Source organism: Pyxidicoccus caerfyrddinensis (assembly GCF_010894405.1).
Lineage (GTDB): Bacteria > Myxococcota > Myxococcia > Myxococcales > Myxococcaceae > Myxococcus > Myxococcus caerfyrddinensis.
The window spans coordinates 337,756-360,082 of record NZ_JAAIYA010000012.1 but is presented as its reverse complement, the minus strand read 5'-3'; the positions used below and the strand labels follow the sequence as shown (position 1 = coordinate 360,082).

Genomic DNA, 22,327 nt, shown 5'->3' with positions numbered 1-22,327 from the left:
TCAACGGTGAGCACGGCGCGTGGGGCGCGAGCGCGGCGATGCCGGGGGACGTGCTGGACGTCTATCGCGCGGAGGCGAGCAGCTTCTTCATCAGCGGCTCGACCAGTTCCTGCCCACGCAGCGCCGAGCGCCACCGCTCCGGAATCCCCTGCACGCCGTGGATGAGCCCGGCGATTCCGCCGGCCACCGCCGCCGTGGTGTCCGTGTCGTGCCCCAGCCGGATGGCCGCCTTCACCACGCCCTCGTAGTCGCGCCCCGCCGCCACGCACTGCCGCGCCGAGCGCAGGCAGTCCACCACGTACCCGGTGCCATTGCCCGGCGAGTCCTCCGCATCCGGCCGCGCGATGTACGTGTCCAGCTCCGTGCGGGCCTCGAAGCCCTCCGGATACAACTCACGGAAGGTGGCCAGCGCGTCCGCCCACGGGTCCGCGGCGCCTTCCAGGATGCGGCGGGCCCACAGGCAATACACCGCGCAGCACGCCTGCGAGCGCATGTGCCCATGCGTCACCCGTGACTGCGCCATCGCATCCGAGGCGAGCTTCGCGTCATCGCCCTGATGCCAGAGCGCCATCGGCAACACGCGCATCAGCGAGCCATTGCCGTTGTCCCGCTCCCCCTTCGGGCCGGACATCAGCGCGGGCGTTCCGGCGCGGAAGTGCGCCAGCGCATTGCCCGTCTGGATGCCCACGTCGAACACCTTGCCGTCCACGGCGAGGTAGCCCCACTCGTACCAGTTCACCAACCGCCGCCCGAGGTCCTCCAGGTCCAGGTGGCCGTGGTACAGCAGCGAGTCCAGCAGGCACAGCGCATGCGCCCCGTCATCGGACCAGGTACCCGGCGGCACCCCGTCATGCGCGCGCTGGAAGCCGGCGGGCGGCTCGAAGTCGATGGCCTCGGCGGGGGGAAGCTGCTGCGGCGAATGGAACTCGTAGGGCACCCCGAGCGCGTCCCCAATCAGCAGCCCGTACACCCCACCTGAGATTCGCTCCTCGCGCGTCGGCATGACTGAACCCTCCCCTTCCCCGCTGTCGGGGACTCGGGTCCAAAACCTAGCAGCGCGGCCCTCGAATATCTGAGCCTTCCGGCTGCGGGTGTCAGTTTCCCGGATGCGGCCGGGCGGGCCCGCGCTCGGGGCAGCCGGTGGCATGCGACATGAAGCATGATGGGCCCATGCGAATGCTCATGCTCGTCACGCTCTCCGTGGGACTGCTTGCCGGCTGTGGCGGTTCCCGGACCCGCGACAACTCCAGCGTCCCCGAGGGGGCCGTCTGTCAGTCCAGTGCACAATGCGCCATTGACTTCGCGTGCCTGGGCTGTGCGAACGAAGACGCGCACTGCATCGCCGGGTGCGAGCGCGACTCGGACTGTTCCGAGGGACACTGCGAGAAACAAACGTGCATCACCTGCCCCTGCCCGGGTCGCTGTGAGCAGTAGCGGCAGCTCCGGGTCGTGAAGCGGACGGAGCTTACTGCCCCTCCGTCACGGGTTCTGTCAGCGCGCGAAGGGAAGCCCGAACCCGGGAGCGATACCCGCCCCGGGTAGGCCTGCCCACCGTTGCGCGGACCCGCGTCGGGTCGGGAGGCGGACCGGCATGACGATGAAGAACCTCCGGGGTGCGGTGATGGTGGGAGCCCTGGTGTCCGTCTCGCTCGCGGGCGGTGGATGCGTGAAGGAAAGGGCCCAGGAGACGGGCAGCACGCGCGCCACGGCTCCGGGAAGCGGCGGCGCCACCGCGAACGCGGAGCCTGGCTCCGGCGCGAGTGACAAGCGAAGGGGCGGCTCGGGCACGGCCGGTTCCCTCGGTGCTCATGGGTCCGGCACGCATGGCTCGGGCGCGGGTGGCACCATCATGGGCGGCGGCGCGGCGACGGGTGGCAGCTCGTACACGGGCGGAGACAGCATGCGCGGTGGCGTCGAGTGAGCTGAGCCCGCGCACACCTCGACGCCGCGAAGCATGTCCCGGAGCGCAGCACCGCGTCCTTCCGTGGACGCATCACGCATCACCTGCGTCCGCCCTCCTACAGCGCCAGGCCGCTGCCCCGGAGGACAGGTGGGAGCCCGGCGCGCTGCGCCCCATCTCCTTCCCTGTCACCGGTGACAGGAGCGGGCCTTGCGAACACACGGGCGGACATGGCCGGGAGTGCTGGCGCTGGGCCTGGCGCTGGCGGGCCTGTCCGCGCTCGCCGGCCCCCAGGTGTACGGCGAGAGCCTCATGCTCAAGGTGCACCCGGAAACGCAGCCTCGCGCGGCGGCCCCCGTGGAGCTGCTCGGCGCGCGCAACGAGGCCCTGGGCTTCCAGGTGGTGATTCACGGCGGAGACACCGGTGCGGCGGAAGTGACGGCCCGGTTCGAGGCACTCGTGGGGCCCACGTTCATCGGGGTCCGCCAGCTCACGCTGTACCGGCAGGACTTCCTGGACATCGCCATCCCCTCGGATGTCGCCATCGCACCGGGCCGGTGGCCGGATGCGCTCATCCCCGCGGTGGACGAGGTCGCCGGAGAGCCACGCAACGCCTTTCCCTTCGACGTCCCCCCGAACGAGGCCCGGGCCCTCTGGGTGGACGTGCTCGTGCCGGAGGACGCACCCTCCGGGCGCTACGAGGGCTCGGTGGAAGTCCAGGCCCGGGGAGGCTTCACCGCCTCCGTCCCCGTGACGCTCAACGTCGTCGACTTCACCCTCCCGAGCACGCCGTCCTATCCCACGTCCTTCGGCCTCGGGTCGGACCAGGTCTGCGAGGCGCACACCGGGCGAAAGGACTGCGGAGGTGACACCGTGCGCTTGGAGTTGCTCGAGCGATACGCCCGGCTGGCGCTCGACCACCGCTTCACGCTCTCCAACGTGCTGGTCCTCCAGCCGGAAGTGGGGCCCTGGGAGCAGTTCGACGCGGCGTATGCGCCCCTGCTGGACGGCACCGCGCCCACCCGACTGCGCGGCGCGAGGATGACGAGCGTCCGGTACCTGGGGCCCCTGGAGCCACAGGCCCTCTCCTCCTTCGTGGCCCACTTCTCCGCCCGTGGCTGGCTCGGGCGCGCGTACGACTACACCGGGGACGAGCCCCCACTCTTCAGCTCGTTCGACGAGGTCCGCGCACGAGCCACCGCGATCGAGCACGCCGCGCCGGAGTTGCTCCGAATGGTGACCACCACGCTGCCGGCGGCGCGCACCCATGGGGTGGACGGGCTCATCAGCCGCATGTCGGTCCTCATCCAGCGCATCACTCCGGCGGGAGTCCTGTTCGACGCGGACGCGTCACGGGCGGACTACGACGCCTTCCTCGCGCGGCCCGGCACGTCGCTCTGGCTGTATCAGAGCTGCACCAGCCACGGCTGTACCGGAATCCTGCCCGCCGGGCAGCGCTGGCCGGCGTACACGGTGGACTCCCCGGCCAACCTCAACCGCGCCATGCCGTGGCTGGTGTTCCTCCTGCGCGCCTCGGGCGAGACGTACTACGACACCGGAGCGCGCCTGGCGACGGCGTGGACGAACCAGTTCTTCTACGGCGGCAATGGCGACGGGACGCTCTTCTACCCGGGCACGCCGGCGAGGATTGGCGGCCGCACGGACGTGCCGCTCCCGAGCCTCCGCCTCAAGCTGCTTCGCGCCGGCGTGCAGGACTACGAGTGGCTCATGCTCGTCGCGAACGGCGGCGACCCCGCGTTCGCCGAGCAGGTTGCCCTCGAGCTCGTCCCCTCGCCCAACCAGGTGTCGCTGGACCCCGTGGCCTTCGAGAACGCACGGGCCCGGCTCATCGAGCGGGCGGTGCAGCTCGTCCATGCCCTGCCCCCCGACCCCTCGGAGGTCGGGCCGGGCTCGTCGGACGGAACTGGCGCGTGCGGCTGTGAGGCCGGCAATCCCGGAGCAGCCCTGGCGGCGGGCCTGGGCACGCTCCTGTGGACGCTGAAGCGGCGGCGCTTCAGCGCCCGGTGATGCACCGCTGCCCCCCACTCGCACCGCGGCTCGGTTCCCATTCGCGCGGACCTGGGGTACGAGTCGTGGCAGGCGCCGCTATCGGAAGCTCGCGCCAGGACGTGGCCATGCCCAAGCGCCCCACCCTACGGGAAATCGAGACCGTCCTCCGGACCCCGTACCACGAGCGCTCGAACCTGCTGGAGGTCCTCAAGTTGCTCCCGGACGACGTGGACCCCGCCCTGGCGGCCCGGGCCGCGGTGGGGCTCATCGGCGACAGCTACCACCCGACCTGGCTCTTCGCGCGGACGTGCCGGCGCCTGCCGGTGCCCGTCATCCGCGCCGGCCTGGCGCTGCTCGAGGCGGACCGGAGGCCCCACGCGTTCATCATCCGCGAGTACGTCCGGCGCGACGCGAAGGACGAAGTGCTCGCCGCCGACTGGGACGAGGCGCTGCAGGTGCTGCTCGGCCTGGAGTCGACGTACGCGTGGGGCTCGAAGCAGAAGCGGGCGAAGTTCCAGGCGTTGGCGGACCAGCCGCGCGTCCTCCAGGCCCTGCAGACGGCCGCCGTGGCGTGCGAGCAGGTGTCGCTGGACCTCCTGGCGGTGCTGGCCGCCGACGGCTCGGAGGCGTCGCTCGATGCGCTCATCCCGCACATCGAGCGCGCGGTGCGGCAGCAGGACTGGGAGCTGGACCGGCTCCAGGACCTGCGCACCCATGCGCGCTCCACGCCGGTGATGGAGGACCTGTTCTCGCGCATGAAGGCGTTGTTCGAGGCGCGGCAGGCCCGCTCACCCGCGCTCGGGCTCGCGAAGGAGCTGGGCTTCGGCGAGCCCGACGCCTTCTGGTTCCAGGTCCACATCTCGTCGCCCGCGTTCGACGGAGCCCCGGCCTATCAGCACCAGGTGCACCTGTCCGTCGACAGCCGCTCGGCGACGTGGTTCCACGTCTCCCTGTCCGCGTCCAACCCCGCCGACATGCTCCGCCCGCGAAGCACGTCCTTCAACAGCGACAAGGTGTACTGCGACGACCTGGGGCTGGGCACGTGCGTGCCGTCCGCCTTCCCGGCCTGGCTCGCGGCCTCGGCCGAGCGGCTGCGCACGCGGTGGAACTTCGACCAGCTGAGCCTGGGCACGAGCGTGCGCGGGAAGAAGCGCAACCAGCTGGAGCGCTGGCTGCGCGGGTAGCTCCGCCCGGGCGCGGGGGCGTCACTTCACGCCGCGCTCGGCCGCTTCCAGCGTGTTGCGGATGAGCATGGCGATGGTCATCGGCCCCACGCCGCCCGGCACGGGGGTGATGTACGAGGCGCGCTCGGCGGCCTTCGCGAACTCCACGTCGCCCACCAGCTTGCCGTCCGGCAGGCGGTTCATGCCCACGTCGATGACCACCGCGCCGGGCTTGATCCACTCGCCCTTGACGAGCTCCTTCACGCCCACCGCCACGACGACGATGTCCGCGCCCTCCACCTCGCGGCGCACGTCGCTCTTGCTGTGGGCGATGGTCACCGTGGCGTTCTTCTGGAGCAGCATCAGCGCCATGGGCTTGCCGACGATGTTGCTGCGCCCCACCACCACCGCGCGCTTGCCGGCCGGGTCGCAGCCAATCTCCTCCAGCAGCCGCATGATGCCGTAGGGCGTGCACGCGCGCGTCGCGGGCCGGCCCAGCAGCAGGTTGCCGGCGTTCATCGGGTGGAAGCCGTCCGCGTCCTTCTCCGGCTTCACCGCAGAGATGATGGCGTCCGCGTCGATGTGCTTGGGCAGCGGCAGCTGCACGAGGATGCCGTGCACCGCAGGGTCGTCGTTGAGCTGCCGAACCAGCGCGAGCAGCTCGTCCTGGGTGATGCTCGCGTCGCGGTGGTGCTCCCACGAGTTGAAGCCCACTTCCGCGGCGGCCTTCTTCTTCCCGCCGACGTAGACCTGGGACGCGGGGTCCTCGCCCACGCGCACCACGGCGAGCCCGGGGGTGATGCCGCGCTCCGCCTTGAGCCGGTCCACCTCCGCCTTCACCTCCGCCCGCACCCGCGCCGCCACTGCCTTGCCATCAATCAACTGGGCCATAATGCGGCGCACTCTATGCAAAACTCCCCGGCGGAAAGGGAGCGAAACCTCGGCCATGGGCGCGGGAAAAGTTCTGGGGGCGATTGTCGGGCTGGCGGTGGGCCTGCTCATCGGACACCCGCTCGCCATCGTCCTCCTTGCCGTCCTGGGAGGCTTCGTCGGCCACCGGCACGACGAGCAGCATTCCCAGTTCACCGAGACGTCGGACGTGCTCACCGACTTCCTCCCACCCGCCCCGCGCACCGTCGACGAGGGCCGCCCCGAGGACGGCAATCACGAGGCGCCCGTCGACGAGCTGACCCGCGACCTCTGCGCCCTCTTCATCGAGGTGGCCCACGCCGACGGTGACGTCCGCCGCGAGGAGGTGCGCGAGGTGCGCCTCTACTTCGAGAGCGTCCTCGGCTACGGCCCCGAGTCCCTGCAGCTCGTGCGCGGGCACCTCAAGGAGTTCCTCCACCGCCCCCCGGACCTGGACGCCGCCGCGCAGTCCTGCGGAGCGCAGCTTTCCCATGCCGACCGCCACCGGCTGCTCGACGCCCTCTTCGAGGTGGCGCTGGTGGACGGCGCCCTCCAGCGCTCCGAGCGCGAGGCGCTCCGCCGCGCGGCCCGGGGCCTGGACCTCTCCGAGGAGGACGAGCAGGCCATCGCCGCCCAGCACCTGGGCGAAGGCGACGACCACTACGCCGTGCTCGGCCTCACCCCCGAGGCCACAGACGCGGAGGTGAAGCGCGCCTTCCGGCAGCTCGCCGCCGAGCACCACCCCGACAAGGCCTCCCACGCCGGAAGGCGGGCCGCCGAGCAGGCCTCCCGCCGCTTCCAGGAGGTCCGGGACGCCTATGAAGAGATTCGGCGCCTGCGCGGACTGTAGCGCCGGGTTAAACCCAGGAATCCCATGAGCCAGAAGAAGAAGGACGAGGCGTTCCACAACAACCCCTTCAAGTCCGCCATCAAGGCGATGAAGGACCAGGAGAAGAAGGAGGCCCAGGACAAGGCCGCCGCCGCTGCCGCCGAGGCCGCGAAGCGCAAGGCCCCACCGCCCCCTCCCAAGGCGAAGAAGGGCCCCAAGCTCAGCGAGGCCGACGAGGCCGCCCTCTTCTATTCCGCCATGGACGGCGTGCAGCAGATCACCCACCGCGGCGAGGCCCCGGCGCCCAACCCGCGCCTGCCCGAGCTCATCGACGAGAATGCAGAGGCGCTCGCCGAGCTCTCGGAGCTCGTCGCGGGCCAGGGTGACTTCGACATCACCGGCGGCGACGAATACTTCGAGGGCGCGGGGCCGGGCATCGACCGGAACCTGCTGCGCTCGCTGCGCCGGGGCGACTTCTCCGTGCAGGGCCAGCTGGACCTGCACGGCATGACGCAGGCGGCGGCCCGGGACGCGGTGGAGCGTTTCCTGGCGGACAGCCGCCGCGCCAAGAAGCGGTGTGTGCTCATCGTTCACGGACGTGGGTTGAACTCCAAGGACCAGATTCCCGTGCTCAAGGAGAGCGTCCGCGCCTGGCTGTCCCAGAAGCGCGTGGGGAACATGGTGCTGGCGTTCGCCACCGCACGTCCGCAGGACGGGGGCGCCGGGGCGGTGTACGTCCTGCTCCGGCGGTAACCTTTACGCGCGCCCGGCACTGTGCATACATGCCGCCATGGCACGCGAACTCATCGACCTGCACATCCATGTGGGCGGCGCCGTTGCGCCCCACATCCTCTGGTCCATCGCCCATCAGCAGGGCTTCAAGCTCCCCGTCAAAAACTACTTCGACTTCGTGGAGCTCATCACCTCCCGACCCGGCAAGGTCGGGAGCCTCGACGACTACCTGAAGATCCTCCACACCTGGACGGAGAAGATTCAGTCGTCGCCGAGCGCGATTGAGCGCTCCGTCTACGAGGTCATCGGCAAGGAGTACCGCGGCAGCCGGGTGACGCAGATGGAGCTGCGCTTCAACCCGATGAAGCGCAACCTCAACTCCGAGCTGGACCTGGACCACATCATCCACGCCGCGCTGCGCGGCATGGACCGCGCGGTGCTGGAGTACGGCGTGAAGATGGGCCTCATCTTCTGCCTCGCCCGCGAGTTCGACCACAAGCTCAACAACATCATCGTGGACAAGGCCATCAAGTACCGCACCCGCGGCGTGTACGGCATCGACCTGGCCGGCACGGAGACCAACGCCATGGAGCTCAAGCCCGAGCGCGTGGCCGAGTACGAGGACCTCTTCGCGCGCGCCCGCAAGGCCGGCCTCAAGTGCACCGTGCACACCGGCGAGACGCGCGGCACCGGCGCCGAGGGCGTCATGTCCGTGGTGGAGAAGCTCAAGCCGCACCGCATCGGCCATGGCATCCGCGCCGCCTACGACGAGCACGCCATGAAGGTGCTGCGGGAGAACGACATCGTCCTGGAGCTGTGCCCCACGTCCAACCTGCACACCAAGGCGGTGGAGGGCGTGGAGGAGCTGCGCCACATCTGCCGCACCTTCTGGGACCGCAAGGTGAAGTTCACCATCAACACCGACGGCCCCTACCTGCTCGAGACGGACATGCGCCGGGAAATCGAAATCATCGAGCAGAACGGCATCCTCACGCCGGAGCAGGTGGACCAGACGCTCGCCTGGGCCCGGCAGGCCTCGTTCATCCCCGCCTGAGCGTGCCCATGTACGGACTCACCCGCTCGCTCCTCTTCCAGCTCTCCGCGGAGCGCGCGCACCGGCTGGGCATGGCCGGGCTGCACCAGCTCGGCCGCGCCCACGGCCTGTGCGAATCCATGCGCGCGAAGGCGCTGCGTGGCGCCACGCCGGGCATGGCCGTGGACGTCGCGGGCCTGCGCTTCGCCCACCCCGTGGCCCTGGCCGCCGGCCTGGACAAGGACGCCGAGGCGGTGGACGGCCTCTTCGCCTGCGGCTTCTCCGCGGTGGAGATTGGCACCCTCACGCCCCGGCCCCAGCCCGGCAACCCGACGCCGCGCCTGTTCCGCCTCCCGGAGCACCGCGCCGTCATCAACCGCATGGGCTTCAACAACCACGGCGCCACGGACGCCGCCACGCGCCTGCGCGCGCTCACGTGGCGCCCCGGCCCGCTGGGCGTCAACATCGGCAAGAACAAGGACACGCCGCTGGAGAAGGCGGTGGACGACTACGTGGCCTGCGTGGACGCGCTCGCGCCGCTGGGCGACTACGTGGTGGTGAATGCCTCGTCGCCCAACACGCCCGGCCTGCGCAAGCTGCAGGAGCCCGAGCAGCTGGGCCACCTGCTGCGCGCGGTGCAGGAGCGACTGGCCTCGGTGGCCCCCGGCAAGCCGCTGTTCCTGAAGATTGCCCCGGACCTCACGCCCGAGGCCGTGGACGAGGTGGTGGACGTGGTGCGCGCGTGCGGCCTCGCGGGCATCATCGCCACCAACACCACCATCGCCCGCCCCTTCGAGCACCCGCTGGCGAAGGAGGCGGGCGGCCTGTCCGGAGCGCCCGTGCGCGAGCCGGCCAACGCCGTCATCCGCCGCGCGTACCTGCGCAGCGGCGGCGCCCTGCCCATCATCGGCGTGGGCGGCGTCTTCACCGCCGAGGACGTGTACGAGAAGCTGCGCGCCGGTGCGTCCGTGGTGCAGGTCTACACGGGCTTCATCTACGAGGGGCCCGGCATGGTGGGCCGCATCCTCCCCGGCCTCGCCGCCCTGCTCGCCCGGGATGGCTTCAGCCAGGTGCGGGACGCCATTGGCGCCGAGCACCGGGGTAGCGGCGCGGCTGCCTCCCCGCCCGCCGCATAGACGAAGCCCCGGGTGCCTGAAGGGCCACCCGGGGCTTCGCGAAAAATGAGCGCTCGCCGGCGCCTTGGAGTTTCACCGGCGAGCGCCCCGGGCCCAGTGCTTGACGGGCCTCGAAAGCTATTCCTGGACCGTGAGCGAGCCGCTCACGGTGCTGATCTCGACTTCCTGGGAGCCGGCGCCGTAGCTCTTTTCCTTCGAGCCGAGCGCGACGGAACTCCCATTGAAACTTCCGCTGACGGAGCTGAATTCCACCTTCGCGTCCGCCTTGGCCGGCAGCTTCAGCCGGATATCCCCTGAAACGGTGCTCACAGAAGTAGTCACGACCTTCCGCGGTGCCAACACCACTTCACCATCTACGGCGCTGACCGAAATCCTTCGCTCGGAGCCGTTCACTTCCACACGGCCGTTGACGGCCGAAATCTCCTGCTCCCCAGTCACACCCGCCACGGACACCGTCGCGTTCACGACACTGACGTGAAGCTCCGTGCTCCGGGGCACCTTCACCGCGAACCGCACCTTCCCCAGGTCGCCCTTGCAGGAGTGCCGCTCCTCCTCGCACTTCCCGCAGCACACCTGCGCCCTCACCACGTCGCCTTCTTGGACGACTTCGACCTCGGTTTTGTTCCGGGCCGAGTCCGGGCCTTCCCGAACTACCTCAAATACCACGCTATTCCCGTCTACCGCATCCACCCGAACCGCGCCATCCACATTGGAGATATGGACCTCGGGAGTGCCATCCGTTTCAAACTTCCACGTCTGGGGTGTTGCCGGGGCAGCAGCCAGGATGACCAGGAGGGCGAGATGCATGGGTGGGTCCTCATGTAGGAGAGAGGCTTCCCTCCTTCCTACGTAGGGCCCGCCCTTCGATTTCGTCGACGGCGTGCGGAAGTATCCACGCCGGTCTGACATGCCTCAGGCGCCGGTGCCGCGCGCCACCTTCTGGTAGAGCGCGTCGTGCACCCGGATCATCTTGTCCAGGGACAACTCCCTCGCCACGAAGTCCCGCGCGGCCCGGCCCATGGCTCTTGCCTTCTCTGGATTCGAGAGGAGCTGGGCAAACGACTGGGCGAGCTGGGAGGGCTGCTCGGGTTGCACGATGAGGCCGCGCACGCCGTCCTGGACGAGGTCGGTGTTGCCGCCCACGCGCGTCACCACCATGGGCAGCCCGGAGGCCATGCCCTCCATGACGGCGTTGGACATGCCCTCCGCGGTGGAGCACAGCACGCCGAAGTTGGCGCGCGCGTAGATGGCCGGCACGTCGGTGCGGTGCCGGAGGAAGTGGACGGTGTCCGTCACGCCCAGCTCCACGGCCAGCTTCTCCAATTGCGGCCGGCGCGGGCCGTCCCCCACGAGGTACGCGTGCAGCTTCGTGCCGCCGTGGCGGAGCATGGCCAGCGCGAGCAGCAGGTCCTCCTGCCGCTTCACGGGGTGGTTCATGTTGGCGACGTGCACCACCACCGGTGCGCCGCCCGTGTCCGGCAGGGGCCCCTTGAGGCCCTCGCGCACGCGGGCGTCGAAGCGCCGCAGGTCCAGGCCGTTGTGGATGACGGAGACGCGCGAGGCGGGCAGGCCCTCCTCGGACACCAGCATGTTCCGGATGGCCTCCGCGTTGGCGATGACGTGGTCCGCCATCCGCGTCAGCTGCGCGTGCACCGCGCGCCGCACCCTTCCCTGCCAGTGGGACAAGTCCAGCCGCCCGACGATGACCTTCGCCCCCGCGAGCTTCGCGGCCGGCACGGCGATGAGCGTGGAGTAGAAGTCGTGCACGTGCACCAGCTCCACGCGGTGCTGCTTCAGCCAGCGCGCCATCCGGTACACCTGGTACGCGGTGTTGGGCTGCGCCACAGAGCCCTTGAGCGGGAAGGCCTCCGGCGCGTGGCCGAGCTTCCAGAGCGAGCCCATCAGTGGCCCCGCGTCCTCCAGCACGGAGACCTGGAGCCGGTAGCTGGGGGGCAACCCCCGCAGCAACTCCAGCACCTGCACCTCCGTCCCTCCAATGTGGAACGACCGGGTGAACTGCACCAGGCGGAGGGGCTCCCGCCCCATCCGCACCTCCTCACGCCGCATGTCCAGACCCCTCCCAACCACCCGCCACCGCCGGCTCCCTGGGAGCCGGAACCTTCACCACCGCCACCGAAGAAGACGCCTCCGCCGCGCGAGCAATCCGCTGCGCCGCCGCCGCCAGTCCGAAGAGCACGTAGCAGTGCGCGGACAGGATGTAGCCGGAGAACAAGTCACACACGAGGTAGCCGACCATGGACGCCGACAGCGCCCGTGCCAGCCAGCCCATCTCCGGGTTTCTCGACGCCGCGAAGGCGCCGCCCGCGGAGCCGCCCGCGAAGACCAGGAAGAAGGCCAGGCCCACCCAGCCCAGCTCGCCAATCACGTCCAGGAAGATGTTGTGGGCCACGTAGGCCCGGCGCGCCTCGGGAGGCGCGTACAGCGGCCACGCGTAGCGGAAGCTGCCCGCGCCCACGCCCAGGAGCGGCCGGTCCAGGCTGATGCGGCTGGCCACCTGCCACGCGTACACGCGGCCCATGGCGGACGCATCCTCGTGGAACGTGGCCACCGTCTCGTTGCGCTCCCAGAAGCTCTTGGGGGCGAACACCAGCAGGCCCACCACGAAGAGGGAGCCCACCACCACCGCCTGCATGCGGCGCTTCTCGCGCACCGCCCAGACGCCCATGGCGAGCGACAGGCCGATGAAGCCGCCGCGCGAGTGCGAGAAGACAATCGCCGTCACCGCCAGCGCCGCCGCGACGAGGCATGCCAGCCGCCACACCCACGCGCTGCCCTTGCGCGCCATGAAGGCGACGGCCAGCGGCACCACCAGGCCGATGTTCATGGCCATGTGGTTCGGGTCCGCGTAGACGCCCACCCACCGCGCGCGGAAGCCCTCCACCAGGTCCTCGCCCACCATGTACCAGTTGATGACGCCGATGGACGTCACCACCGACGCCAGCACCATGGCCCCGCACACCACCGCGAGCCGCTTGCCGCTGGTGATGACGTTGACGATGGTGAGGTAGATGGCCGTGAGCTTCAGCAGCTCCACGCCCGTCGCCTGCGTCACCTCCGGGTTCAGCGACCAGGCGAGCGACGCCACCGCCAGCGTCGAGAAGCCGATGAGCGCCAGCCCCCGCGAGCCGTCCACGTAGAGAGGCTCGGCCTTGCCCAGCCGCCGCATCACCATCAATCCCGCCGCCAGCACCGAAGTCACCAGCGCCAGCCGCAGCTCCGCCAACGCGGGGATCCACTCACCCGGCGCCGCGTACATCACCGCCGCGAACGCGGTCAGCGCATAGAAAGCCAACACATCACGGCGCTGTCCCTGCTGCTCGCCCGGTACCATTCCCTCCACCTCCCGGCAGTTGCCTCGCGCACAATCACGCGTGCCCTGCCGGTAGCAGAGGACATGCCAGCCGCCCTCACGGGCAAAGGCTTGGATCTCCTACGATTGGGCGGCCCCTTCAGCCCCCGAGGCCGCCCCGGACTGAAAAACCTACGGTACCGGGCTGCTCTCCATGGGCAGGACGGCGGTGGCGATCGGATCCAACCGCCCTTCCTGGAGCCACGCCGTGCCCAGCTCGTCCAACAGCCGGGTGAGTGTGAGTCCCACCAGGCGGCGCAGTTCATCCCGGGCCTCGGGGGGCACCGCCGCCTCCAGGCCGGCGAAGGCGCGGTCGGCGGCGGAGGGGCGCAGGCGCGGCTCCTCGGGGGTGCCCTCGAAGAGGCGCTGGCCCAGCTCCACCGTGCGGCCCAGGGGCACGGGGCGCGCGTCCGCCCGGCCCTCCAGCACCGCCATGGCCACCGCGGCGGCCAGCAGGCGCTCCACGCCCAGCGTCTCCAGCGGCACGCCGAAGCGGGCCACCGCCGTGTGCGCCGCCTCGGCGGAGCCGCCCAGCACCCCGCGCAGCAGCGCCACCTGGGCCTCCGCACGGGCCAGCAGCGCCTCCGTGGAGGCCACCTCGCGCAGGGAGCGGAAGGGCACCGGCTCCGCGCCGTCCACCCGCAGCGCGCGGCGCGGCCGCTTGCGCCGGAGCGCTTCCACTGCCGCGGCCTCCTCCGGCAGCACCATCAGCACGCCCTCGAGCATGGCGCCCGGCGCCTTCACCAGCCGGTCCGCGCGGAACTTGAGCTGGAGCGTCAGCGAGAAGCCCACCTGGAAGACGCGGCGCAGCGGCGTGTCGCGCAGCGCGTCCGAGGCGCGGGCCGGGTCCGCGCCCGTCAGGTGCTCCAGGCCCAGCGAGAGGTAGTCGCGGACCATCTCCGCCGCCTGGCGCGTGGCGTCCAGGTCGCCGGGGTCCGCCAGCTCCGCCACCAGCGCGGCGTTGGCCACGTCCCGTAGCTCGTCCTCGGCGTTCTCCCGCTCCAGCATCGTCAGCCCGCGGAAGGCCGCCTCCAGGTAGTCCACGTGCCCGCCGGTGGCCGCCAGCGCGGTGCCCGGCGCCTTCGCCGTGTCCACCGGGGCGCCCACGTCCACGCGACTGAAGAGGGCCACCGCGTCCTCCAGCGTGGGGAAGCCCATGTCCAGGAGCCGCCCGCGGCGGAACTGGTAGGCGGTCTCCTCCATCTCGCTGGGAATCTCCCAGCGCACGGCCTCCAGCAGCCGCACCGCCTCGAAGGGGTTCTCCGCGATGAGGTCATTGAGGAGCGAGCGCACGGCGGACATCTCCACGCCCTCGGCCTTGATTTCGATGAGGTAGCGCCCCTCGGGCGTCTCCATCGTCACGCCGGGCGGGTTGACGTCCGGGTTCTCCTCCAGGTCATGCACCTCGGAGAACTCGCGCAGCAGGAGCTCCAGCACCTCCAGGTCCACCGCGTGCAGCTTGCGGAGGAACTCCTCGGTGTCGTCGAACCCGCCGCGCGCGGCGCGCAGCCAGGTGAGCACCGCGTGCGAGTCCACCTTGTCGCGGTGCCAGCCGCCCAGGTCCACGAAGGCGCGGAACTGGCCGGGCGACGCGAGCTGTACCAGCTCCGTCGCGTCCGCCATCCCCACTTCCTGGATGGTGACGTAGAGGTCCTCCGGAGGCAGCGAGCGCACCACTGCTCGCGCATCCGGAGCCTCGATGAGGGCGTCCATCCGCTGCCGCGGGGAAAGCCGCATCAACCGCTGGCGCAGCTCGCGCGGGGCGAGCTGCGCGTCTTTGCCATTACCCTTGCCGTTTTCAGACACGGCGGCGTGCCTACCACACCCCCTCCCGGGCCGGGAGGGGAACGCCACGCGAGCGGCGACTACCGGATGACGACCTCGCACTGGAAGTCGACATCGAACGACTTCAGCTTGGGCGTGGCGTTGAGGATGCGGTCCGTGGACTTCAGCTCGAACTCGATGCGCAGGTAGTTGCCCTTGGGGAAGCCCTGCGCCGTCAGGTCCACCGGCTGGGCGACGAAGGGGCCCTTTCGGTTGGCGGGGTTGTCCAGCCCGTCACGCCGGTTGGACACGGTGACGTAGACGTTCATGTCCGTGCCCGCGGGCTTCTCCACGTCCCACTTCGCGGTGCGCCACACGGTGTTGGAGCCGCAGCCGGTGAAGATCTGGCGGTACCAGCCCGAGGGCGCGGTGAAGTTGCGCAGCTGGTAGCCCGTGAAGTCCGAGTACGTGTACAGGCCGCTGCCCTGCTTCTGCGTGCGCAGGATGTTGCCCGACTCGCGGTCCACGCGGATGACGTTGCCGGAGTTGTTGTTCACCCACGCGTTGTTGTCCGCGTCCAGGCCCACGCCGATGGCGGTGTACGAGTTGCCGTCCGTGGCGTCGATGAAGTCCACCTGCTGGCTGTCCGTCCACTGGAACTTCTTGATGTCGCCCGTGTCGCCGTTGAAGGCGATGAGCTGCGAGGCGCCGCGGGTGGCCGCGTCGTTGCCGGGCTGGGTGCCCGTGTCCGAGCTCATCCACACGAAGCCCTTGTCATCCGCGGCGATGCCGCGCGCGCGGCGCATCTTCGTGTTGATCTGGCTGATGGCGTTGGAGAAGTCGAACACCTTCCACTCGCCCAGCGTGCCGGACAGGCCGTTGTGCGTGTAGCGCCACGCCTTGGCGCCCGACGTCCAGCCGGCAATCCACACCCGGTCCTTGCCGTCCACCGCGATGCCGTACGCGCCGGAGGTGCCCAGCGCCGCGGGCGGGGAGATGAACGCCTTGCCGTCGATGTTCACCACCTCGCCGTTGCCGGTGTCGATGAGCGCCAGCCGCAGGGGGCTCAGGTTGGCGGACACCATCCACAGGCGCTGCTGCCCGTCAATGGCCGCGCCGTACGGGCCCGAGCCCGACTGGAACACGGGGATGTCCATGGCGCCCGCGCCGTTGACCTGCACCTGCTGGCCAGTCTCGGGGTCCAGCTTGATGATGCGCGCGTTGGCCCAGATGCCTACCCAGATGTCGCCGGCGCTGTTTTCGATGCCCTGGGAGATGGCGATGGCGCGCGTCTTGATGGCGCCCGTGCCGGAGGGGCCCACGGGGGTGCTGAACAGGAGGCACTCGTCGTACTGCTTCGGGTCCGTCCAGTCGGTGGGGATGATCATCTCCGTCGCCGGGTCGATCTTCCCGTCGTCGTTCTTGTCCTCGCTCGTCTGGATGCCGGCAACGCCGTTGCGCTCCTTGCAGTAGGCCTTGCTGTTGGCGATCTTCGTCACCGAGCCCTGGACGTCCTGCGCGCGGTTGGCCACCCACACGTCGCCAAAGAGGTCCACCGCGGTGCGGCTGGGCATGTTGGGCTCGTTGCCCCGCACGCCGTTGGGCTGCCCCTTGCCGTCCACGGGGATGACGGCGTGGTAGCGGCCCACCTCCTTGCCGGTGCGCGTGTCGTACTTGGACACCGTGCCCGCGTTGTTGTTGGCGATCCACGCGAAGGCCAGCGCGGTGCTGCCGCCGCCGAGGATGATGTTACCCTGGGGGTCCTGCTGCACGCCGTCCACCTGGACCGCGCCGCTGGACACGCCGCCGTCCAGGTCGAAGCCGCCGGGAGGGATGCCCACCGAGGTGCCGGCATCATCGTCGCCGGTGCCGCCATCGCCCGTACCGGTGCCACCGCCGCCGTCGCGGCCGCCGTCCGTGTTGCCCTGGGGGTTGCCGAAACCGCCGGCGTCGGGCTTGCCCGCGCCTCCGCCCGAGCTACAGGCCGTGAGGGCCACCGTGGCGAGCACGGCGGCAACGAGGAACTGCTGGCGCATGTGAGACCTCCAGCGCCGGCAATGGCGCGAACAGGAGGTCAGGAAACCGTTTTTCGCCGCACCCGGTCAACTCAAACCCGGGTGGACTTCCCGAATGTATCGAGGAGGGCTCCCCAGACTTCATCGACTCCCAGCTTCTCCGTCGCGGAGAAGGGAAGGATGACCTCCAGGGGCAGGTCCATGGCCTGGGACAGCGCGATCATGCGGGGCTTGCGCTGGGCCTTGGTGAGCCGGTCCACCTTGGTGGCCACGACGAGGATGCGGCGGTTGTGGGCCTGGAGGTAGTCCAGCGTGGCCAGGTCGTCCGGGGTAGGCCCCACCTCCGCGTCGATGATGCTGACCACCGCCTCCAGGCGGTGCCGCTTCTCGAGGTAGGTGGTGATCATCTCCTCCCACTGCTTCTTGTCCGTCTTGCTGGCCTTGGCGAAGCCGTAGCCGGGCAAATCGCACAGGCGCACCGCGTGGCGCACGCCGTTGCGCTCCAGGTCCACGTCGAAGAAGTTGAGCGTCCGGGTGCGGCCCGGGGTGTTCGACACGCGCACCAGCTTCCTGCGGTTGGTGAGCGCGTTGATCATGGAAGACTTGCCCACGTTGGAGCGGCCGACGAAGGCCACCTCCGCGGTATGGCCCGGCGGGTAGCCCTTGGGCTCCACGGCGGTGACGACGAAGCGGGCGTCGAGAACCTTGACCTTGATCACGCGGCTATTTCTTGGCGCTGGCCGGGGCTGGCGCCGTGGAGGTGGAGGTGGTGGACGCGTCGGTCCGGCCGGAGCGGCGGGCTCGCTCGGCGGACCAGTGGTCGATGGCCTTGAGCGACTCCTTGAAGTCGAACGGCCGGAGGGAGGGCGAGGAAGCGTCGTGGCAGGAGCGGCACTGCTTCTCCGACGGGTCCACCAAGCCCACCAGCCGGGACAGCTCCGAGTCCTTCATCACGTACTCGGGCGAGTAGTACTGGCCGCCGCCGTGGCACGTCTCGCAGGTGACGCTGGCGGTGGCCTGCGCACCCTGGTCCGGGGAGTGGCACGACAGGCAGCGGCCGTCCTTGCGCTGCTGCTCGGAGAGCGAGTTCTCCGCGCGGGCATGCTTGGACTGCATCCACGCGTCGTAGGCCTCGGGGTGGCAGCCCTTGCAGCTGTCCGGGCCGACGAAGTCGGCGGCGGCGGCCGCGCCACCGAGGGCGAGGGCGAGCAGGAGCATCATCCTGGAGCCAGGAGCAGGCATGACGGTCCGACTAGCAGACCCCCCCGGACGGGGCAAGGCGTCTCGTGATTGAATGCCGGCCAGCATCATCCGTTTGAAACACTGTGGATTTCTTGAGCCCTGCCTGCCCGATCCGTTAGGGAGGAATCGTGATGCGGACCCTGACCCTGCTCGCCGTGCTCGCCTTCGCCGTACCCGCCGCTGCCAAGCCCTGGCAGGGCATCGAGCCCGGCACTTCGAAGCGCGAGGAAATCATCAAGAAGTTCGGTGAGCCCTCGCGCACCGTCACCCAGGACGGCAAGGAGATCATCGCCTACCTGGGCAAGGAGGCCATCAAGGGCACCACCCAGGCCCAGTTCAAGGTCGACCCCGGCTCCCAACTGGTGGAGCGCATCGACGTGTTCCCGGGGCCGGTCATCGACAAGGAGACGATCGAGAACAGCTACGGCCCGGCCTGCCCCGCCGGCCCGGCGCCCGCCACCCCGTGCTACCTGCGCAAGCTGACGGAGGACTTCCGCACCTACTTCCTGTACCCGAAGCTGGGTCTGGCCATCTTCTTCAACGAGGACGGCAAGACGGTGCAGTCGTTCACCTTCACCACGCAGAAGGCCGCGAAGTAGGCCTGGGCCCCATGCACGTCTTCGGGCTGACGGGCGGCATCGCCTCCGGCAAGAGCACCGTCACGCGGATGCTCCGCGAGCTGGGCGCCGAGGTGCTGGACGCGGACGTGCTCGCCCGCGAGGTGGTGGAGCCCGGCACCCCGGGCCTCGCCGACGTGGCCGCGCGCTTCCCCGGCGTGCTGGGCCCCGACGGCCGGCTGGACCGGGTGAAGCTGGGTGCGCGCGTCTTCTCGGACGCCACCGAACGCGCCGCCCTCAACGCCATCATCCACCCCCGGGTGCGCGAGGCCTTCCTGGAGAAGGTCCAGGCCCTGGAGGCGCGGGGGGTGAAGCGCGTCATCTACGACGTGCCCCTGCTCATCGAGGCGGGCATGCACGAGTGGATGGAGGGCGTGGCGGTGGTGTGGGTGCCCCGGGACCTGCAGAAGGCCCGGCTGATGGCGCGGGACGGGCTGGACGCGGCGGGGGCGGAGGGCCGGCTGGCCGCCCAGCTCCCCCTGGACTCGAAGCGGGCGCACGCCACGTGGGTCATCGACAACAGCGGTGACCTGGCTGACACCCGGGCCCAGGTGGAATCTGTCTGGCGGGCCATGCTCGCGCGGGGCTGACGGGCGGGTATGCTGCGCGCCGCATGAGCGAGACGCGCAAGAAGGGCGGCGGCGCCGGGACGTATTTCATCACCGGCTACCCCGGGTTCATCGGCAAGCGGCTGGTGGAGCACATCGCGCGGGAGGACCCGAAAGGGCACATCTACGCGCTGGTGCAGCCCAAGCACCTCAAGGACGCGCAGAAGCACGCGGCCAAGATGAAGGGCGCCCCGGTGGAGCTGCTCACCGGCGACGTGGTGGACATGCACCTGGGCTTGTCCGGCGAGGAGTACCAGCGCCTGTGCGAGCGGGTGACGGACATCTTCCACCTCGCGGCGGTGGCCCAGCTGGGCGTGCCCAAGGACACGGCGTGGCGGGTGAACGTGGACGGCACCCGCAACATGCTGGAGCTGGCGCGGGACTGCTCGCACCTGGCGCGCTTCAACCACTTCTCCACCTGCTACGTGTCCGGAGACAGGGTGGGCGTCATCGCCGAGGACGAGCTGGACCGCGGCCAGGCCTTCCGCAACCCGTACGAGGAGACGAAGTTCCAGGCGGAGCGGCTGGTGCTGCGCGCGGGGGCCACCCTGCCCATCACCATCTTCCGTCCCTCCAGCGTGGTGGGGGACTCGCGCACGGGGGAAATCGACAAGTTCGAGGGGCCCTACTACCTGGGTATCCTGCTCGTCACGTCGCCGCTGGTGGTGCCGCTGCCCTTGCCGGGCAACGGCGTGGCGCCGCTCAACGTGGTGCCGGTGGACTTCGTAGTGGACGCGGTGCTGCGGCTGTCCAAGGACCCGCGCGCCGCGGGGCGGACGTTCCACCTGGTGGACCCCAACCCCATGAGCGCGCGCCGCGTGTACGAGCTCATCGCGGAAAAGGCCAACAAGAAGCTGCCGCGCTTCAACCTCTCCGCCCGCGCGGCGGATGTGATGCTGCGGCTGCCCGTGCTGGAGAAGCTGGCCCGGCCCCAGCGCGCGGCCATCAGCTACGTGAATCACCTGGCCATCTACAACTGCCACAACACGCTGGAGCTGCTGGACGGCACGGGCGTGCGGTGCCCTCCCCTCTCCTCGTACCTGGACCAGCTGGTGACGTACGTGCGCGAGCAGTACCGCAAGCGCCGCGAGGACACCCACGTGGACGACCCGCTGGACCACGGCCCCTCGCCCGAGCGCGAGGACGCGGACTCCAGCCACCGACAGGGGCGCTGAGCATGGGCACGCGCGTCCTCCTCCTCGCGGCGGTCCTCGCCACCACCGGGTGCGTCGTCGAATCGGGCGGTGACGAGCCCCTCTGCACGCCGTCCACCTGCCGTGAGCCGAACCGCTCTCAGTGCGTGGTGGAGGGAGACGAAGCGCGGTGTCTGTGTGACGCGGGCTACGTGGCCCGCCCGAGCGGCGCGTGTGAACGGGTGAGCGAGGCCAACTGCGCGGAGCACCCCGGGGACGCGGCGGAGCCGGATGACTGCCAGGCGCGCGCGCGGACGCTGGTGCCGGACGGGCGCGTCAACCCGCGGAGCATCGACCCCATTGGAGACCTGGACTTCTTCCGCTTCGAGGCGCGGGCGGGCCGCATCTACTCGGTGACGGTGGTGCCCGAGGGCGGCAGCCTGCTGCCCCGCGTGGACGCGTTCGACCAGGGCGGCGTGTGGCTGGACGCGGTGGACGGGCGGCCTCGCGCGGAGATGACCTTCAAGACGCCCACCACGGCGCCCTACTTCCTGCGCGTGAGCCACTCGCCGGTGGACATCTCCGCGGCCACCGGGAACTACGTGCTCACCTTCACGGAGCTGGGCGAGGACGACCACTCGGACGGCCCGGACCTCGCCACGCGAATCGCTCCCGACGCGTTCGACACCGTCTACGGGCGCCTCGAGTACCAGCGTGACGAGGACTGGTTCGAGTTCTCCGCGAGCACCACGAGCCACTACCGCCTCACGTTCGAAAGCGGGTCGAGCCGGGTGCTGCCGGTGGTGGAGGTGTACCTCGCCAGCGACTTGAGGCAGCCGCTGTTCACCCGGCGGAATCCCATCGTGGACTTCACGGTGCCGGCGGGGGGCACGGCGTTCCTGGTGATGTACCTGCCGGATGGTGGACAGGGCAGCTACGGGTTCACCTTCCTGGAGTAGGGCCCGGGCGTGGTAGACAGGTCGGTGATGCCACGCACCTTCCAGACAGGCGACACGTTCACGCACGTCCGCGAGTGCGATCGGTACCGGCCGATCTACTACGCGGGTGCTTCCGGGGACTTCAACCCCATCCACATCGACCCCGAGGCGGCCAAGGCCGTGGGCCTCGGCGGCAACATCCTCCAGGGGCTGTGCACGCTGGGCTGGGCCGTCGAGGCCGTGGGCGTGTTCGTGGGAGACCCGGGCCGGGTGCGCCGCGTGCGGGTGCGCTTCTCGAAGCCCGTGCGGCCCGAGGACACCATCACCTTCCAGGGCAAGGTCACCGCCATCCAGGACGGCCGGCTCACGGCGGAAATCAGCGCCACCAACCAGCGCGGCGAGGACGTCCTCAAGGGCGCCGTCGTCGAAGCCTCCCTCGAGTAACGCCATGGCCCTCGACAAGCGCTTCATCGGCCGTGAGTACGGCCCCTTCGTCTACACGATTGGCGCGGAGAAGCTGCGCGAGTTCACCCTCGCCATTGGCGGTGCGGTGCCCGGCGCCGGCACCCCGGGCGAGCCGCTCCCCCACGTCAGCCCGCTCCTCCACGACGCGCAGGCCGCGAAGGCCGGGCCGTATGGGGACGTGATTGCGTTCCCCAGCTTCGCCGTGGTGTTCGCCATCCGCCCCTTCAGCGCGGCACTGTCGGACCCGGAAATGGGCATCGACATCCAGCGGGTCGTCCACGGCGAGCAGGAATTGGAGTTCCTGGACGTCATGCGCCCTGGCGATGTGATGACGTCCACTGGCCGCATCGCGGACATCTACGAGAAGGCCCGCATGGGCTTCGTCGTCGTCACCACCGAGTCGCGCAACCAGCACGGCAAGGTCGTGGTGACGGGGACGTGGACCGGCGTGGTCCGGGGCTGA

At 70.2% G+C, this 22,327-nt stretch carries 22 protein-coding genes; 13 read left to right on the top strand and 9 right to left on the bottom strand.

What is annotated here, in order from left to right:
- Nucleotides 1-61: 61 nt before the first annotated feature.
- Nucleotides 62-1,003: an ADP-ribosylglycohydrolase family protein gene (locus G4D86_RS29040; protein ID WP_163997305.1), complete on the bottom strand. Its 942-nt coding sequence runs from the start codon at nucleotides 1,001-1,003 to the stop codon at nucleotides 62-64.
- Between the two features lie 588 nt (nucleotides 1,004-1,591).
- Here G4D86_RS29040 and G4D86_RS29035 point away from each other — a divergent pair.
- The 3 genes from G4D86_RS29035 (at nucleotide 1,592) to G4D86_RS29025 (ending at nucleotide 5,094) form a co-directional block, all read left to right on the top strand.
- Nucleotides 1,592-1,921, top strand: a complete 330-nt coding sequence (locus G4D86_RS29035) for a hypothetical protein (RefSeq protein WP_163997304.1) — start codon at nucleotides 1,592-1,594, stop codon at nucleotides 1,919-1,921.
- Nucleotides 1,922-2,110: 189 nt separating this feature from the next.
- Nucleotides 2,111-3,928 (top strand): DUF4091 domain-containing protein, encoded by a 1,818-nt coding sequence (locus tag G4D86_RS29030; protein WP_163997303.1) that lies wholly within the window; start codon nucleotides 2,111-2,113, stop codon nucleotides 3,926-3,928.
- Between the two features lie 107 nt (nucleotides 3,929-4,035).
- Nucleotides 4,036-5,094 carry a hypothetical protein gene (locus G4D86_RS29025; protein ID WP_163997302.1) on the top strand — a complete coding sequence of 353 codons (1,059 nt, stop codon included), beginning with the start codon at nucleotides 4,036-4,038 and terminating at the stop codon, nucleotides 5,092-5,094.
- A gap of 21 nt (nucleotides 5,095-5,115) precedes the next feature.
- On the opposite strand, the gene folD is transcribed toward G4D86_RS29025, so the two are convergent.
- Nucleotides 5,116-5,967 carry a bifunctional methylenetetrahydrofolate dehydrogenase/methenyltetrahydrofolate cyclohydrolase FolD gene (folD, locus tag G4D86_RS29020; protein WP_163997349.1) on the bottom strand — a complete coding sequence of 284 codons (852 nt, stop codon included), beginning with the start codon at nucleotides 5,965-5,967 and terminating at the stop codon, nucleotides 5,116-5,118.
- Between the two features lie 52 nt (nucleotides 5,968-6,019).
- Between folD and G4D86_RS29015 the strand changes: the two genes are divergently transcribed.
- Genes G4D86_RS29015 through G4D86_RS29000 form a run of 4 tightly spaced genes read left to right on the top strand, consistent with a single transcriptional unit; the run spans nucleotide 6,020 to nucleotide 9,712 of the window.
- A complete protein-coding gene (locus tag G4D86_RS29015) occupies nucleotides 6,020-6,832 on the top strand; it encodes a TerB family tellurite resistance protein (protein WP_163997301.1) in 813 nt (270 codons plus the stop codon).
- Nucleotides 6,833-6,856: 24 nt separating this feature from the next.
- Nucleotides 6,857-7,564 (top strand): Smr/MutS family protein, encoded by a 708-nt coding sequence (locus tag G4D86_RS29010; RefSeq protein ID WP_163997300.1) that lies wholly within the window; start codon nucleotides 6,857-6,859, stop codon nucleotides 7,562-7,564.
- A gap of 37 nt (nucleotides 7,565-7,601) precedes the next feature.
- Nucleotides 7,602-8,597, top strand: coding sequence for an amidohydrolase family protein (locus G4D86_RS29005; protein ID WP_163997299.1), 996 nt, complete (start codon nucleotides 7,602-7,604; stop codon nucleotides 8,595-8,597).
- 8 nt (nucleotides 8,598-8,605) lie between these two features.
- The gene (locus G4D86_RS29000) at nucleotides 8,606-9,712 is read left to right on the top strand and encodes a quinone-dependent dihydroorotate dehydrogenase (RefSeq protein ID WP_163997298.1); all 1,107 of its coding nucleotides are present in this window, start codon (nucleotides 8,606-8,608) and stop codon (nucleotides 9,710-9,712) included.
- A 117-nt stretch (nucleotides 9,713-9,829) separates the two neighbouring features.
- On the opposite strand, the gene G4D86_RS53145 is transcribed toward G4D86_RS29000, so the two are convergent.
- From G4D86_RS53145 to G4D86_RS28965, 7 genes are all read right to left on the bottom strand, one after another.
- A complete protein-coding gene (locus G4D86_RS53145) occupies nucleotides 9,830-10,519 on the bottom strand; it encodes a DUF4097 family beta strand repeat-containing protein (RefSeq protein ID WP_240360525.1) in 690 nt (229 codons plus the stop codon).
- Between the two features lie 105 nt (nucleotides 10,520-10,624).
- Nucleotides 10,625-11,779: a spore coat polysaccharide biosynthesis glycosyltransferase ExoK gene (gene exoK / locus G4D86_RS28990; protein WP_163997297.1), complete on the bottom strand. Its 1,155-nt coding sequence runs from the start codon at nucleotides 11,777-11,779 to the stop codon at nucleotides 10,625-10,627.
- Nucleotides 11,769-13,064, bottom strand: a complete 1,296-nt coding sequence (exoJ, locus tag G4D86_RS28985) for a spore coat polysaccharide polymerase ExoJ (RefSeq protein ID WP_163997296.1) — start codon at nucleotides 13,062-13,064, stop codon at nucleotides 11,769-11,771. Before exoJ ends, exoK begins: the two co-directional genes overlap by 11 nt.
- A 150-nt stretch (nucleotides 13,065-13,214) precedes the next feature.
- The gene (locus G4D86_RS28980) at nucleotides 13,215-14,888 is read right to left on the bottom strand and encodes a DUF6178 family protein (protein ID WP_240360524.1); all 1,674 of its coding nucleotides are present in this window, start codon (nucleotides 14,886-14,888) and stop codon (nucleotides 13,215-13,217) included.
- Nucleotides 14,889-14,947: 59 nt separating this feature from the next.
- Nucleotides 14,948-16,882 (bottom strand): NHL repeat-containing protein, encoded by a 1,935-nt coding sequence (locus G4D86_RS28975; protein WP_163997294.1) that lies wholly within the window; start codon nucleotides 16,880-16,882, stop codon nucleotides 14,948-14,950.
- Between the two features lie 71 nt (nucleotides 16,883-16,953).
- On the bottom strand, nucleotides 16,954-17,577 hold the full coding sequence (gene yihA, locus G4D86_RS28970) for a ribosome biogenesis GTP-binding protein YihA/YsxC (RefSeq protein ID WP_163997347.1): 624 nt from the start codon (nucleotides 17,575-17,577) through the stop codon (nucleotides 16,954-16,956).
- Nucleotides 17,578-17,584: 7 nt separating this feature from the next.
- Nucleotides 17,585-18,082 (bottom strand): cytochrome c3 family protein, encoded by a 498-nt coding sequence (locus G4D86_RS28965; protein WP_240360523.1) that lies wholly within the window; start codon nucleotides 18,080-18,082, stop codon nucleotides 17,585-17,587.
- Between the two features lie 152 nt (nucleotides 18,083-18,234).
- Here G4D86_RS28965 and G4D86_RS28960 point away from each other — a divergent pair, with 152 nt between their 5' ends.
- From G4D86_RS28960 to G4D86_RS28935, 6 genes are read left to right on the top strand one after another with little or no spacing between them, the layout of a single operon-like run.
- The gene (locus tag G4D86_RS28960) at nucleotides 18,235-18,702 is read left to right on the top strand and encodes a hypothetical protein (RefSeq protein ID WP_163997292.1); all 468 of its coding nucleotides are present in this window, start codon (nucleotides 18,235-18,237) and stop codon (nucleotides 18,700-18,702) included.
- Nucleotides 18,703-18,713: 11 nt separating this feature from the next.
- On the top strand, nucleotides 18,714-19,310 hold the full coding sequence (gene coaE / locus G4D86_RS28955; protein ID WP_163997291.1) for a dephospho-CoA kinase: 597 nt from the start codon (nucleotides 18,714-18,716) through the stop codon (nucleotides 19,308-19,310).
- Between the two features lie 23 nt (nucleotides 19,311-19,333).
- A complete protein-coding gene (locus tag G4D86_RS28950; protein ID WP_205519794.1) occupies nucleotides 19,334-20,503 on the top strand; it encodes an SDR family oxidoreductase in 1,170 nt (389 codons plus the stop codon).
- 2 nt (nucleotides 20,504-20,505) lie between these two features.
- The gene (locus G4D86_RS28945) at nucleotides 20,506-21,420 is read left to right on the top strand and encodes a hypothetical protein (protein ID WP_163997290.1); all 915 of its coding nucleotides are present in this window, start codon (nucleotides 20,506-20,508) and stop codon (nucleotides 21,418-21,420) included.
- Nucleotides 21,421-21,447: 27 nt separating this feature from the next.
- Complete coding sequence (locus G4D86_RS28940) at nucleotides 21,448-21,843, top strand: MaoC family dehydratase (RefSeq protein WP_163997289.1); 396 nt, start codon at nucleotides 21,448-21,450, stop codon at nucleotides 21,841-21,843.
- 4 nt (nucleotides 21,844-21,847) lie between these two features.
- Complete coding sequence (locus G4D86_RS28935) at nucleotides 21,848-22,327, top strand: FAS1-like dehydratase domain-containing protein (protein WP_163997288.1); 480 nt, start codon at nucleotides 21,848-21,850, stop codon at nucleotides 22,325-22,327.